General features: G+C 60.9%; 4 protein-coding genes. 1 reads left to right on the top strand and 3 read right to left on the bottom strand.

Going from position 1 to position 16,359, the window contains the following annotated elements; all coding sequences use genetic code 11:
- Positions 1–120: 120 nt before the first annotated feature.
- Positions 121–864, top strand: a complete 744-nt coding sequence (locus tag LOY56_RS14665; protein ID WP_258615037.1) for a response regulator transcription factor — start codon at positions 121–123, stop codon at positions 862–864.
- A gap of 117 nt (positions 865–981) precedes the next feature.
- On the opposite strand, the gene LOY56_RS14660 is transcribed toward LOY56_RS14665, so the two are convergent.
- From LOY56_RS14660 to LOY56_RS14650, 3 genes are all read right to left on the bottom strand, one after another.
- Positions 982–7,401, bottom strand: coding sequence for a DUF5801 repeats-in-toxin domain-containing protein (locus LOY56_RS14660; RefSeq protein ID WP_258615036.1), 6,420 nt, complete (start codon positions 7,399–7,401; stop codon positions 982–984).
- Positions 7,402–7,648: 247 nt separating this feature from the next.
- Positions 7,649–10,360: a DUF5801 repeats-in-toxin domain-containing protein gene (locus LOY56_RS14655; RefSeq protein ID WP_258615033.1), complete on the bottom strand. Its 2,712-nt coding sequence runs from the start codon at positions 10,358–10,360 to the stop codon at positions 7,649–7,651.
- 249 nt (positions 10,361–10,609) lie between these two features.
- The gene (locus LOY56_RS14650) at positions 10,610–16,018 is read right to left on the bottom strand and encodes a DUF5801 repeats-in-toxin domain-containing protein (protein WP_258615031.1); all 5,409 of its coding nucleotides are present in this window, start codon (positions 16,016–16,018) and stop codon (positions 10,610–10,612) included.
- Positions 16,019–16,359 lie beyond the last annotated feature (341 nt).

Genomic DNA, 16,359 nt, shown 5'->3' with positions numbered 1-16,359 from the left:
GTAAGGCCTGTCGGCGTTCGCATCTGTCCTTCGATCACGGTGGCCAGGTGAGCGAGCTGCAGATCCAGGAAGGCCAAGGGAGGGAGGTCAGAGTTAATTCTTCAAGGGAGTCAGGAAAGTATGACGACCCACAGAAAACCAATACGCGTGATGCTGATCGATTGTCGTCCCCTCGTCCTCATGGGCCTTCAAGATTTGATCAATGCCAGGAAGCCTCAGATGGAAGTGAGCGGCCAGGCCACCACCTATACCAAAGCGCTGGATCTTGCCGATCAGTTGCGTCCCAATGTGATTTTCTTCAGTTTCTTTCCAGATGCGCTGAACCCGTTGGAAGTCGTTGCGGGACTCACCCGCAGCGCCGAAATGAAAGTGCTGGTGCTCAAGGGCCTGTACGAAGTCGTCCCCGTTGCCCAGGCAATAGAGGCGGGCGCACGCGGTATTGTGCTGGCGGAAGATCCGACGGAATCGATCATCCAGGCCATCATCACGGTCCACCACCGCGACACCGGAAAGGATAGGGCCTGGGCCGGTGGGCTTTCCGGCTATTCCGCGACCGGGCATATACACTTGAAATGCAATCTGGAGCAGGCGAAACAGGCGCGGCTGACGCTGCGTGAGAGGGAACTGATTCGCGCCATTGTGGGGGATCCGTCCGCCAAATACATGAGCATCGCCGGGCGCCTGGGCATCAGTGAGCACACCGTGCACAACCACCTCAGCAACATTTATCAAAAGCTTAATCTGATCAACCGTATCGATTTGCTGATGTATGCGCTGAAGCACGGGCTCACCAACAACGAAAAGCCACCCGAGTCCTCGTGGGTGGAGCTGGATTTGGTTTCACGTCAAAAAAAGACGCTCTGACACCCTCTGGCGCGCCGAGGGTGCCCAGGTTGATGTGATCGTGCGGATCTCCTATTGGAAGTGCAAAAAAATGCGAGGGTGGCTTGCGCCACCCTCGCATCGATTTACGTGCGTTTCTCAGACGCTGCCGTAAACAATGTCGCTACTCAGAAGATCGACCCCGACCAAGGTGATGGTCGTGACTTGTCCGCCCGTTTCGGCAACTGTGACGATGCTGTCTGCACCGCTGATGTCGATCGATTGGACAACCGCGCTCTGGTCGCCGTTGAGCACCAGGGCGTCTCGCAGGTTTGCGCTCGCATCGAAGCCGGTGACCTGATACAGGTTCTCATCGACTGACAAATCGATGTTGAAGGCATCACGTTCACCGCCCGTACCCACCAGTGAGAAGTCGAAGAGGGCGTCGACCGAGTCGTTGGCGAACAGGTTGGCGTCGAACGTACTTGTCGCCGAGTCACCATCCTTGTCCGTCAGCGTCGCGTTGAACGTCAGCTGGACATCGCTGGCCAGGCTTTCGCTCTCCTGAATGAACTGGATCGTCGGGATCTTGATCTCGCCTCGGGCCATCGTGAGCTGAACAGCGTCGATCAGGTTCGTGCCATCGCTCTCAATGAGGAAGGATACCTGTCCGCCTGCCTCCGGAGTCAGGGTGTTCACTTCGATGAGGTTCGAAAACGTGCCATCCTCGTAGAAGGCCCTGTAGTACAGGTCCTCGGTCGCCGTGTTGTAACCCCCCACGGAGTTGTCGATGAAGACCCTCATACCCGTCAGGAGGCTCTCCGGATTGATGACGAAGCTTTCATCGGCGGCGCTGATTGCCGCTTGGTTGTCTCCCTGGAACAGGTTATTGGCAACGCCGATGCCGGCCGTGCTGACGTTCATGGCCCTCGGGTCGATGTATGAGGGCAGGGGGTTGGTCTGTAGCGTGGTTTCGGTAGGGTCGGGTTCTCCGAGCCCGATGCCGGTCAGAATGTCCGACGTCGACGCAAGCGCCTTCGCGGTAAAGAACACAATCTCTTCAGATGGTGAAGGAATAGTCGGCGGATCCTGCTCCGGAATTAACAAGGTGCGCACGGGGTCAGGACCGCCGGCACCGAGCGCGCCATCGGCAGTGCTGAGCACGATCTCTGAACTGAAGCCTTGCACCAGATCCAGTGCATAGCGGCCATTGGCAAAGGCGGTCAGCGTGTAGTCGACGCTGGTATCCGCGGTTGCGGCGTTGTTGTCGAAGTCGCCGCTCAACGTCCCTGCGAATTGGTACGCGCCGTTGCCGTCCGGTGAGGGCGATTGCTCGGTGAGCGTGGCGGTCCCGATCGTGGTCGTGTTATCCGGCCTGACGAGGGTGAACTGGCTATTCACCGAGATATCCAGACCCGCCGCCCCCAACCCGTCGGCGCCGGCCGAATTGTCCCAGAACCCGAATTGCGGCAGGACGCTACCGGTGCCGATCAGGTTGCCGAATGCAAGTGATGGGCCGTCGTCTTCGAACACCAGGTTCTGCCCGATATTGAGTGTCGCCTGGGCTCTGTCGCCGTCCTTGTCGGTTGCGGTCCCTATCAGCGTCACTAGGTTGTCCGCCGACAGCGTCGTCGAATCATCGGGATTGGTGGCATCGGGATGCACCACGGCGCGAATCTGGTCGAGCGTGACGTCACCATTGGCGGCCACGTTGGCCGTGAACACCAGCAGGTTGGTCGTGGCTGTGCGGCCTTCCACCACTGTGCCATTGAGCGACAGGTTGACCGCCTCGCCGGTGGCCGTGTCGGTCAGTCCGGAGGCACCCACCACCACGCCCAGCGCATAGGTCAGTGTGCCCGCACCATCAGCGCCAAACGCCGAGCTGAAGTTGGCGGTAAAGCTCTGGGTGGCGTCGGTCGACAGCACCGTTTCGTCCACTGTCAGCACAGGCTCCGTGCCAGTGGTGCTGATACTTGGCCCGTCGTCCTCGAACACCAGGTTCTGGCCGATGTTGAGGGGCGCCTGGGCACTGTCGCCATCCTTGTCGGTGATGGTCGCTGTCAGTGTCACCAGATCGTCCGAGCTCAGGCTCGTCGCATCATCGGGGTTGGTGGCATCGGGATGCACCACGGCGCGCAGCTGATCAAGGGTGACGTCGCCATTAGCGGCGACGCTGACCGTGAACACCAGCAGGTTGGTGGTGGCCGTGCGGCCTTCCACCACGCCACCGTTGAGCGACAGGTTCACTGCCTCGCCGGTGGCCGTGTCGGTCAGCCCGGAAGCACCGGCCGTCATGCCCAGTGCATAGGTCAGCGTGCCCGCACCATCAGCGCCAAACGCCGAGCTGAAGTTGGCGGTAAAGCTCTGGGTGGCGTCGGTCGACAGCACCGTTTCGTCCACTGTCAGCACAGGCTCCGTGCCAGTGGTGCTGATACTTGGCCCGTCGTCCTCGAACACCAGGTTCTGGCCGATGTTGAGGGTCGCCTGGGCACTGTCGCCATCCTTGTCGGTGATGGTCGCTGTCAGTGTCACCAGATCGTCCGAGCTCAGGCTCGTCGCATCATCGGGGTTGGTGGCATCGGGATGCACCACGGCGCGCAGCTGATCAAGGGTGACGTCACCATTGGCGGCGACGCTAGCCGTGAACACCAGCAGGTTGGTGGTGGCCGTGCGGCCTTCCACCACGCCACCGTTGAGCGACAGGTTCACTGCCTCGCCGGTGGCCGTGTCGGTCAGCCCGGAAGCACCGGCCGTCATGCCCAGTGCATAGGTCAGCGTGCCCGCGCCATCAGCGCCAAACGCCGAGCTGAAGTTGGCGGTAAAGCTTTGGGTGGCGTCAGTCGCCAGCACCGTTTCGTCCACTGTCAGCACAGGCTCCGTGCCAGTGGTGCTGATACTTGGCCCGTCGTCCTCGAACACCAGGTTTTGGCCGATGTTGAGGGTCGCCTGGGCGCTGTCGCCGTCCTTGTCGGTGATGGTTGCCGTCAGCGTGACCAGATCGTCCGAGCTCAGGCTCGTCGCATCATCGGGGTTGGTGGCATCGGGATGCACCACGGCGCGCAGCTGATCAAGGGTGACGTCACCATTGGCGGCGACGCTAACCGTGAACACCAGCAGGTTGGTGGTGGCCGTGCGGCCTTCCACCACGCCACCGTTGAGCGACAGGTTCACTGCCTCGCCGGTGGCCGTGTCGGTCAGCCCGGAAGCACCGGCCGTCATGCCCAGTGCATAGGTCAGCGTGCCCGCGCCATCAGCGCCAAACGCCGAGCTGAAGTTGGCGGTAAAGCTTTGGGTGGCGTCAGTCGCCAGCACCGTTTCGTCCACTGTCAGCACAGGCTCCGTGCCAGTGGTGCTGATACTTGGCCCGTCGTCCTCGAACACCAGGTTTTGGCCGATGTTGAGGGTCGCCTGGGCGCTGTCGCCGTCCTTGTCGGTGATGGTTGCCGTCAGCGTGACCAGATCGTCCGAGCTCAGGCTCGTCGCATCATCGGGGTTGGTGGCATCGGGATGCACCACGGCGCGCAGCTGATCAAGGGTGACGTCACCATTGGCGGCGACGCTAACCGTGAACACCAGCAGGTTGGTGGTGGCCGTGCGGCCTTCCACCACGCCACCGTTGAGCGACAGGTTCACTGCCTCGCCGGTGGCCGTGTCGGTCAGCCCGGAAGCACCCACCATCACGCCCAGCGCATAGGTCAGTGTGCCCGCGCCATCAGCGCCAAACGCCGAGCTGAAGTTGGCGGTAAAGCTTTGGGTGGCGTCAGTCGCCAGCACCGTTTCGTCGACTGTCAGTATCGGCTCGGTGCCGGTGGTGCTGATGCTTGGCCCATCGTCCTCGAACACCAGGTTCTGGCCGATGTTGAGGGTCGCCTGGGCGCTGTCGCCGTCCTTGTCGGTGATGGTTGCCGTCAGCGTGACCAGATCGTCCGAGCTCAGGCTCGTCGCATCATCGGGGTTGGTGGCATCGGGATGCACCACGGCGCGCAGCTGATCAAGGGTGACGTCACCATTGGCGGCGACGCTAACCGTGAACACCAGCAGGTTGGTGGTGGCCGTGCGGCCTTCCACCACGCCACCGTTGAGCGACAGGTTCACTGCCTCGCCGGTGGCCGTGTCGGTCAGCCCGGAAGCACCGGCCGTCATGCCCAGTGCATAGGTCAGTGTGCCCGCACCATCAGCGCCAAACGCCGAGCTGAAGTTGGCGGTAAAGCTCTGGGTGGCGTCGGTCGACAGCACCGTTTCGTCCACTGTCAGCACAGGCTCCGTGCCAGTGGTGCTGATACTTGGCCCGTCGTCCTCGAACACCAGGTTCTGGCCGATGTTGAGGGTCGCCTGGGCACTGTCGCCATCCTTGTCGGTGATGGTCGCTGTCAGTGTCACCAGATCGTCCGAGGTCAGGGTCGTCGCATCATCGGGGTTGGTGGCATCGGGATGCACCACGGCGCGCAGCTGGTCGAGCGTGACGTCACCATTGGCGGCCACGCTGGCCGTGAACACCAGCAGGTTGGTCGTGGCTGTGCGGCCTTCCACCACTGTGCCATTGAGCGACAGGTTGACCGCCTCGCCGGTGGCCGTGTCGGTCAGCCCGGAAGCCCCCGGCACCACGCCCAGCGCATAGGTCACTGTGCCCGCGCCATCAGCGCCAAACGCCGAGCTGAAGTTGGCGGTAAAGCTTTGGGTGGCGTCAGTCGCCAGCACCGTTTCGTCCACTGTCAGCACAGGCTCCGTGCCAGTGGTGCTGATACTTGGCCCGTCGTCCTCGAACACCAGGTTCTGGCCGATGTTGAGCGTCGCCTGAACGCTGTCGCCGTCGCCATCGGTTGTGGTCGCCGTCAGTGTCACCAGGGTGTCCGAGGTCAGGGTCGTCGAATCATCAGGATTGGTGGCATCGGGATGCACCACCGCCCGCAGCTGATCGAGCGTAACGTCGCCATTGGCGGCGACGCTAGCCGTGAACACCAGCAGCCCGGTCGTGGCCGTGCGGCCTTCGACCACGGTGCCGTTGAGCGACAGGTTGACCGCCTCGCCGGTGGCCGTGTCGGTCAGTCCGGAGGCACCCACCACCACGCCCAGCGCATAGGTCAGTGTGCCCGCGCCATCAGCGCCAAACGCCGAGCTGAAGTTGGCGGTAAAGCTTTGGGTGGCGTTGGTGGCCAGCACTGTTTCGTCCACCGTCAGCGTTGGCTCGCTGCCGGTGGTGCTGATGCTCGGCCCGTCGTCCTCGAAGATCATCTTGGAGCCGATTTCGGTGATCGAAGTAGAAGCCTTGACCAGCGTGAAGCCGCCGATATCAAAATCGGCGTGGTTATCACCCCTGGCGTCAATGGCCGCCCCGTTCTCGATGAGCACGCGGTTGTGGTTCGACGTTGTGGTGTATTCAATCTGATAGCCGGCCAACACGCCGGTGATGGTTGCCACTCCGGCAGCAGAAAAGCTGATGCTGATGGTCGGATCATTCACTGATCCGTCTGAATTCTCGATCACCAGCCCGGTGCTATTGTTGATGACGCGAACATTGGTGATGGCAACCGGCGTATCGTTCGCATAGCCGTTGATGAAATTCGCGCCAGGTTCAGCCGCGGTGCTGAATGCGCTGATTTTTACCACGGCAGTCTTGCCGCTTTGCAACTGCACGACGTCGAAATTGGCCGAGGTCGAATTGTAGACGCTGGTAAAGTCGATGTTGGACTCAACATCGGCTTCGGTCTGACTCAGGTTGGGAACGGTCACATCCTGCCTGGCGCCCGTGACGAACGAAAAGTGGATGCCTTCCTGTTCCACAATCATCTGGTTGTTGGTGCCGATGGTGGTCGGGCCACCCCCCTGGCTGGTATTGATCGTGTCGCCAGTGTTTATATTGGCACCGCTTGATTGGTCTGCGGGGTCCTTGCCGGTGGCGATGATGGTGGGATCCGTGATCCGCACGACACCATTGACGGTTTCAGTTGTCGGGTTCGCTTTCGTGAACATCAGGAACAGGTTCTGACCGGAGGGCGCACCGGCCAGACTGAAATCCAGGTCCTGAGTGGCTCCGATGAACACCTTATCCAGCAGATTGAGCGAATCATCGGGGTTCGTCATATCTGGATGCTTGAGCGGTTGGTACTCCACGGTCCAGATCTTGCCGCCGGTGACTGGCGATCCGGTTTCTTCAATGTAGGCAGCGAACACGATCGCGCCATCTGCGGCCCCGGCACGGCCCAGAACGATGTTGTCGTTATTGGTATCCGTATAGAGAAGGATGCTGGTGCCATCAAGGGTGTCCAGTCCGCTGTCCACGCCATTGAGGGGGGCGCCAGCGCTGTCGACGAAGCGGATATCGGTAATGCTTCCGCCGCCGTTGATGGTGAACGCATTGCTGCCCGTGTTGCCCGCGGCACCGGTATAGCCACTCAAGGCCGCACCCGTTGCGGTACCTGCTCCAAGTGCGGTCAAACGGGTAGAGAAGGAAGAGGGCAGGGATGCCACCAGAATGTCGTTGTCGTCAGCGTCTCCTGCAGGGGTTGGCGTGGCGGTGGCGTTCTGTAACCCGGCCGTCTCGTCCAGCACAACGTCCTCGCCGGTGATTGCAATAGCCATGATTTTTCTCCCAAGCAATTGCGGTCATTGAAGCCTGACCATTGACCTCTACAACTATGATCAATCGCCGGAAATTGCACATTGGCCGATACTCCCAAGTGCAATGGGAGTTTCGGCCTAGTCGTCTTCGTCGGTGGTCTGCCGCAGGGTGCCCAAGGGGATGCGAGCGTGCGGATCGCCTGTTTGAACTGCAAAAAACAATGCGAGGGTGGCTTGCGCCACCCTCGCATTTTTCACACGCGACGCCTCAGACGCTGCCGATAACGATGTCGCTAGTCAGAAGATCGACCCCGACCAAGGTGATGGTCGTGACTTGTCCGCCCGTTTCGGTAACCGTGACGATGCTGTCTGCGCCGCTGGTGTCGATCTGGACACCGGCAGTCTGGTCGCCGTTGAGCACCAGGGTGTCTCGCAGGTTTGCGCCCGCATCGAAGCCGGTGACCTGATACAGGTTCTCATCGAATGACAAGTCGACGTTGAAGGCATCCCGCTCACCGCCCGTACCCACCAGCGTGTAGTCGAAGGCGCCGACCAAGTCGTTGGCGAACAGGTTGGCGTCAAACGTACTTGATGCCGAGTCCCCATCCCTGTCCGTCACCGTCGCGTTGAACGTCAGCTGAATATCGCTGGCCAGGCTCTCGGTCTCCTGAATGAACTGGATCACCGGGATCTTGATGTCGCCTCGGCCCATCGTGAGCTGAACAGCGTCGATCAGCGCCGTACCTTCCTGCTCAATGAGGAAGGACACTTGTCCGCCGGCCTCTGGAGTCAGGGTATTCACCTCAATGAGATTCGAAGTCGTGCCATCCTCGTAGTAGATCCTGTAATACAGGTCCTCGGTCGCTGTGTTGTAACCCGCCACGGAGTTGTCGATGAAAACCTTCATCCCCGTCAGCAGGGTCTCCGGATTGATGACGAAACTTTCATCGGTAGCGCCGATTGCCACCAGATTGTCTCCCTGGAGGACGTTATTGGCGACGCCGATACCGGACGTGCTGACGTTCATGGCCCTCGGGTCGATGTACGCGGGCAGGGGGTTGGTCTGTAGTTCGGCTTCGGTGGGGTCGGGTGCTCCAAGCCCGATACCGGTCAGGATGTCCGTAGTCGACGCAAGCGCCTTCGCGGAAAAGAACACAACCTCCTCAGATGCCGAAGGAATAGTCGGGTCATTCGTATCTGGAATTAACAATGTGCGCACCGGGTCCGGACCGCCGGCAGCGAGCGAGCCATCGGCAGTGCTGAGCACGACCGTCGAACTGAAGCCTTGCACCAGATCCAATACATAGCTGCCATTGGCAAAGGCGGTCAGCGTGTAATCGACGTCGGTATCCGCCGTTGTGTCGTTGTTGTCGAAATCGCCAGTCAATGTCCCTGCAAAATAGTACGTGCCATTGCCGTCCGGTGAGGGTGACTGCTCAAGGAGCGTGCCGGTCCCGGTGATGGTCGTGTTGTCTGGCCTGACGAGGGTGAATTGGTCATTCACCAACGAGATATCCAGACCGTTCGCATCCAGCCCATCGGCGCCGGCCGAACTACTCCAGAAGCCAGTTTGCGGCAGGACGCTACCGGTCCCGATCAGGTTGCCAAAGGCGAGTGCTGGGCCGTCATCTTCGAAGATGATCTTGGAGCCGATTTCGGCGGTCGTAACAGCAGTTTGGAGCAGCGTGAAACCACCGATATCAAAATCGGCGTGGGTATTGCCCCTGGCGTCGAGGGCCGCCCCGTTCTCGACGAGCACGCGGTTGTGATCCGAGGTTGTGGTGTATTCAATCTGGTAGCCGGCCAAAACGCCGGTGACGGTTGCAACCCCACCAGAAAAGGTGATGCCAATGGCCAGATCATTCACCGATCCGTCTGAATTATCGATCACCACCCCGGCGCTGTTGAAGACGCGAACGTTGGTGATGGCAACCGGCGTATCGTTCGCATAGCCGTTGATGAAGTTCACGCCAGGTTCAGCGGCAGTGCTGAATGCGCTGATTTTTACCACAGCACTCTTGCCGCCTTGCAACTGCACGACGTCGAAGCTGGCCTTTTTCGCATTGACGACGTCGGTAAAGTCGATGTTGGACTCAACATCTGCTTCGGTCTGACTAAGGTTGGGAATGGTCACATCCTGCCTGGCACCGGTGACGAACGAAAAGCGGATGCCATCCTGTTCCGTAATCATCTGATTGTTGGTGCCGAAGGTGGTCGGGTTAGCCGCCTGGCTGGTAATGATCGTGTCGCCAGTGTTTATATTGGCGCCGCTTGACTCGTCTGCGGGGTCCTTACCGGTGGCTATGATGGTGGGGTCCGTGATCCGCAACACACCACCGACGTCGACAACTGTCGGGTTCGCCTTCGTGAACATCAGGAAGAGGTTCGCACCGGAGGGCACGCCGGCCAGACTGAATTCCAGGTCCTGACTGGTTCCGACGTATACCTTATCCAGCAGATTGAGCGAATCATCGGGGTTCGTCATGTCTGGATGCTTGAGCGGTTGGTACTCCACAGTCCAGATCTTGCCGCCCGAGACCGGTGATCCGGTTTCTTCGATATAGGCCGCGAACACGATCGCGCCGGTTGCGCTCCCGGCTCGGCCCAGGAGAATGTTGTTGTTCGTGTCCGTATAGAGAAGGATGCTGGTGCCATCGAGGGTGTCCAGTCCGCTGTCCACGCCATTGAGCGGTGCGCCAGCAATGTCGACGAAGCTGATATCGGTAATGGTTGCTCCGTCGGTGACGGTGAACGCATCGCTGCCCGTGTCGCCCCCGGCACCGGTATAGCCACTCAAGGCCGCATCCGTGGCGGTACCTGCGCCAAGTGTGGTCAAACGGTCAGAGAAGGGCAAGGGCAGGGACGACACCAGAATGTCGTTGTCGTCAGCGTCTCCCACAGGGTCTGGAGTGGCAGTGAGGTTCTGTAACCCGGCCGTTTCGTCCAGCGTAACGTCCACGCCGGTGATTCCGATAGCCATGATTTTTCTCCCGAGCATGCGGTCATCGAGGCCTGACCGTTGACCATTGCCCGCAACTATGGATAAGCCCCGGGGATTGCGCATCGGCCGATTCTCCCAAGCGGGATGGGAGTTTCAGCCTACGTGAGAGGGGGAAACGGGAGGAGGACGCGAAGATGCGGCGCCGCCTGTTCTAATTGTGAGTGAAGCGGCCCAATGAAAACGGCCTGGCTCCTTGAGGGGAGCCAGGCCGTGTGCCCTCAGTGGTGTTCAGACAATGTCAGTGCTTGCGATGTTGGTCACACCGACTAACTGGATGATGTTGGTGATACCACTGCCGTCGCCGTCGAATGCCAGGTAGCCGTCGCCTCCAACGACGCCGAAGTAGTAGTCCGTCGAGCCGTCCAGTGCGGTATCGGCGGCAGCGGTGAATGCCGCCAGGTTGGCGACCGGTGCCAGCACTTCTGTGTAGTTCGTACCCGAACCCGCCGCCGTGAAGTCCAACTTGTCGACGCCGGAGATGAAGCCGCCGGAGATCACGGTTGTCACCGCGGACAGCACCACATCGGTATCGGAATCCAAGCCGATAAAGCTGAAGGTGTCCACATTCGCCCCACCGGTAAAGGTCTTGCCGCCGGCGATGGACACGTCCAACGTCTGGGTGCCGGTTGAATCACCGTCCGCATCCGTCACCTTCACATCGAAGGTCAGGTGGGCGTCCGGTGTCGACGAGCTCACAAAGCCCATGTCGACGATCTTGACGACGTCGCTGTCCCATGAGCCTGCCTCGCCGGTCTCCAGGGGGTTGCTCTTGCCGCCCTCGCCAGCCTCATCCCCGAACGTCAACATGGCACCGGTGCTTGCCCCGCTGACGCCGACATTGCCATTGAGGTTGTACCCGCTCCCGGTAACACCCTCGGTCGAAACCAGCACCTGCAAGCCCTCGATCAAGTAGTTGTCGTCGCCAAAGTTGTAGTCATTGCTCTCGATGATTACCGCGCCGTCGTTCTGATCCAGAGTAATCCCGTAGGCGGCGGGATTCGCAATCGGATGATAGTTATTGGCAGAAGTCGAGGCGGTTTTCAGGATGATGTCTTCGCTATCGACAATGATCGCCCGGGTGATATGTTGGTCATCAGAATTGACCAGCTTCAGCACAATCACCAGGTCCTCGCTGCCGATGCCGTCGAACTTGAGGTAAATCCCCTTGCTCGTTTCTGTGGGCGCTGTGGTGGTGATCCCGAGTGGATTGGCCGTGAAGAAGTCCAGATCCATCACCTCGCCTTTCTGGAGCGTATCACCGGCCACACCTGCTGCAGTCCCGGAAACACTCACCCAGGACGTCGCTGCAGAGAACAGCTCGTTGGGGGTGAAGGCGTTGTCGCCACCCGCCTTGATATTATCTGCTCCGGTTCCGCCGCCTGCCTCGGCGAATCCAGTGAACTGCACGAAGAAATCGTCGGCCAGTTTGGCCACCGAGACCGGCGGTTGCTGGTTGATCGGCGTTGTGCCGCCGATCGCATAGCCGGTAAAGCCCTGCGCGGTCGACGTCCTCAGGATGCTGAAACTTTCAATCTCGTGGGTCAGGCTTAGCGTGTAAGTGTCGGCCACCTTGTTAAAGGTCAGGGTACCGGTTGCATTGGTGAGGTCGCCCTGATTCGGATTGTTGGACACATAGGTAAAGGCAACGTTGAACACCGCGCTCGTGTCATTCTCCGAGGACCAGACCACCGACTTGTTGGTAATGGCGTTCGCTCCCACCGAGACACCCGTCAGGCTCACGGAGAAGTCGGTGTTCGTGGTGCTGTAGGTTGTTCCCAACCGATCGTCCGCGCCGATGTCATAGGCAAAGACACCGGTGCCACCGGGGGTCGGATTATTGGCGTTCGCGTAGACCAGGTTCGACTTGGCCGTTACGACCGGAGTGTCGTCATCGACGTTGATTCCCAGCGTGCCATCGGCCGTATCGCCATCACCATCAGTCACCCGGTAGTTGATGGTGAACGTCTGGTTGTTCTCGTCCTGGCCCGGCGCATGGAGGATCGGGTTGTTTTGCACCACCGAGTATTCGCCTGTCGCCGCGACGATCGTCAGCGTCAGCACCGTAATCGTGCCTTGCATGACCAACAGATTGGTGCCATCAGTCACATAGCTGAAGCCTAAGGGCGCTCCGCTGGTCAGATAGGCCACCGTGCCAGCCCCGTCCTGCCCAAAGGCGCGTCCCAGAGTGCCGCTCACGTTTTCCGAGTTTACATCGTCGCCCGTGCCGCCAGGATTACCCGTGAGCACATCGTCGTCGAGCCGCACCGTGTCGTTGGCTGAAGTTGCCGGTCCATCGTCCTGAAAGGAGACGCGGGCGCCGATGCCGACCGAGGCGGCGTTGGTGTCGCCGTCGCCGTCGGTAACGGTGGCCACCGCGAGCAGCGCGGCATTATTGATGGCGAGCGACTCGTCGTGGCTGGTGCCGCCAGTGGGGTGCTTGATCGAGTGGTACTGGACGATGCTGAGCACGCCAGTGCTGGCATCGATCGCCACGGCGAAGGCAGCTTCGCCGTTATCGGCGCCGCCGGAGATGCGTCCGACCACCAGCGCGCCTTCCTTGGTCAGCAGGATATTGTTGCCTTCCGTCGTGTCCAGACCGGAGTCAACGCCCGCGCTCGCCACGTTCAGCGAGTAGGCGGTGCTGGCCAGGCCGTCCGCGCCGCCGACGCTGGCGCTGGAGCTGATCACCGAGGCCGTGCCCTGGGCGTAAGCCGCAGTCATGTCGGTACTGACGGTGGTAACGGCTGCAAACGCGGCAAGCGGGCCGGTAACGTCGTTGGCATCGCCGTCGTTGCCAGTCGTCTCGTCGTGACTGACCGCGCCAGTACTCAGCGCCGCCGAGGCTGTTGGCCCATCGTCCTGAAAGGAGACGCGGGCGCCGATGCCGACCGAGGCGGCGTTGGTGTCGCCGTCGCCGTCGGTAACGGTGGCCACCGCGAGCAGCGCGGCATTATTGATGGCGAGCGACTCGTCGTGGCTGGTGCCGCCAGTGGGGTGCTTGATCGAGTGGTACTGGACGATGCTGAGCACGCCAGTGCTGGCATCGATCGCCACGGCGAAGGCAGCTTCGCCGTTATCGGCGCCGCCGGAGATGCGTCCGACCACCAGCGCGCCTTCCTTGGTCAGCAGGATATTGTTGCCTTCCGTCGTGTCCAGACCGGAGTCAACGCCCGCGCTCGCCACGTTCAGCGAGTAGGCGGTGCTGGCCAGGCCGTCCGCGCCGCCGACGCTGGCGCTGGAGTTGATCACCGAGGCCGTGCCCTGGGCGTAAGCCGCAGTCATGTCGGTACTGACGGTGGTAACGGCTGCAAACGCGGCAAGCGGGCCGGTAACGTCGTTGGCATCGCCGTCGTTGCCAGTCGTCTCGTCGTGACTGACCGCGCCAGTACTCAGCGCCGCCGAGGCTGTTGGCCCATCGTCCTGAAAGGAGACGCGGGCGCCGATGCCGACCGAGGCGGCGTTGGTGTCGCCGTCGCCGTCGGTAACGGTGGCCACCGCGAGCAGCGCGGCATTATTGATGGCGAGCGACTCGTCGTGGCTGGTGCCGCCGGTAGGGTGCTTGATCGAGTGGTACTGGACGACGCTGAGCACGCCAGTGCTGGCGTCGATCGCCACGGCGAAGGCAGCTTCGCCGTTATCGGCGCCGCCGGAGATGCGTCCGACCACCAGCGCGCCTTCCTTGGTCAGCAGGATATTGTTGCCTTCCGTCGTGTCCAGACCGGAGTCAACGCCCGCGCTCGCCACGTTCAGCGAGTAGGCGGTGCTGGCCAGGCCGTCCGCGCCGCCGACGCTGGCGCTGGAGCTGATCACCGAGGCCGTGCCCTGGGCGTAAGCCGCAGTCATGTCGGTACTGACGGTGGTAACGGCTGCAAACGCGGCAAGCGGGCCGGTAACGTCGTTGGCATCGCCGTCGTTGCCAGTCGTCTCGTCGTGACTGACCGCGCCGGCATCCAGCGCCGCCGAGGCCGTCGGCCCATCGTCCTCGAACACCAACCCCGCGAACGACTCGGTCCCGGAGACGGAGCTACGCAGGGCGAACTGGCCAATGTCGAAAGCGGCATCAATGTGCGACTGGTTGCCGGGGTTAACGGCCGTGTTCGCGATCACCACGCGGCTGTGGGAGAGGTCGCCGCTGGCGTCGCCGGTGTGGTACTCGATCACATCGAGCGCTTGGACACCCGCCAGGGTCACGGTGCCGTTGGCATTGAAAGTGACGGTGACACCGGTAATAGGGTCCGGGATGCCGGAGTCAGTAGAGTCAAATTCGGTGAACACGGGTTTGTCGTCATTCGGATCATTCGGATCCCCCGGATCGATCACCGGCACGATGTCGTTGCCGACCTGTTTCTGGAGGCTGACCTTGACATAGTTGATGTTGACGAACCCATCGTCAAACAGCTTCAGTTCGTCGATGTAGGCTCCCGCCGGGGCAAAGTCGGCCAGGCTCGCGCTGATCGTCAGCGTGGCGGCCTTGTCCTGCTGCAACTGGACAACGGTAAAGGTGGCGCCGGTCGTGGTGTGAAGGCCGGTGAACTTGATGTTGGTCTCAACGTCGGCCTCGTTCTCGCTCAGGTTGGGAACGATAACGTCATTATTTGCAGTGCCCACATTGGTCACAAAGGTGAAGGCCAAGGCTTCGCCGGGATCGACCATCTGGTTAGTGTGACCAATGGTGGTGCCACCGCCGCCCTGGCTGGTACTGATGGTGCCGCCGGTCGTGATGCTGAGGTCGTCACTCGTAACCAGCGGATCCTGGTTCGGACCGGACTGATTCACGGGATTGGTGGCGGTGACGACGATCGACACTTCATTGGCCGGATCGCCATTGTCATCAACGCCAGGCGTGCCATCACCGAACATCAGGAACAGGTTCTGGCCGGAGGGCGCGCCTTCGATCGAGAAGTGGCTGAATTGGTCGACCGTGACGTAGAGGTTGGAAATCGTCACGGCGTCGTCGGGGTTGGTAGTGTCCGGGTGTTGAAGCGGCTCCAACTCCACCAGATAGACCTTGGCGCCCGTGGCGCCGGCATCGAGTTCTTCCGTGGCTGGAACGCCAGTGATGGTGTTGGTGTCCAGGTAGGCGACGAAGACGACGTCGCCGTCCGGATCGGTCAAGCCGCCAGCGGTGGCCTTGCGTCCGATGACGGCGTCATTGCTGATGCCTGAGGAGTAGAGGTAGATTTTGTAGCCGTCACTGGTCAGCAGGTCGTGCTCCACCTGGTCGGCAGTGCGGTACTTCGCCGTGACGCTGCCATCGAACGGGTCGCCGTCCGCGTCCTGACTGAACTTGACATCGGTAATGGGCGTAGTACCCAGTCCAGTGAAGTCAAGAATTTCGGTCCCGTCTGGATCAGCGAGAGTGTAGCCACTCAGTGCGACGGTGGTGGTTGCCGGGTCCGGCACCTGCTCCGTTGCGCCCTCGTTCAGCGCATCCTCAAGAATTGAGGTCAAGGGGGCTGGTACCGCGATACCACTTAATTCACCGACGCCCAAGTCATTGTTTTGTTTACCCGTCGTCTCGTCGAGCGTCACTGTTCCAGTGGTGATAGCCATAATGTACTCCCGAAAAATCCGGTCATCGAGGCCTGACCGTTGACCTTTGGTCGCAACTATGGCGAAGCGCCAGAGATTGCGCATTGCCCGATACTCCCAAGCGGGGTGGGAGTTTCGGACTACTTGGAGGGGGAGACGGGATGCGGGTGCAAAGGAATGGCGCGCATATTTCGCTTGTGAATGGCTCAGGTTGAGATAAATCCCAAAAAACGCATCGCCGCGCCGCCTACGTGATTTTAAGCGGACGGCAGGTGCGGTTGCGCCGCGACACAATCCTGAGAATGTCGGACGTTTCCTCGATTTTTTTGGAGGATTTCACGCGTTCAAGGTGCGCGTTTAAAGACACCCGCCGTTACGTCCCAACGGCTACAACACCTTGCGTCGTTGCCTACGCGTGCGCCAGAATCCGCTGGCTTGTGCGGCTG

Source organism: Pseudomonas sp. B21-048, assembly GCF_024748615.1.
GTDB lineage: Bacteria > Pseudomonadota > Gammaproteobacteria > Pseudomonadales > Pseudomonadaceae > Aquipseudomonas.
This window is presented reverse-complemented; position numbering and strand designations above follow the sequence as displayed.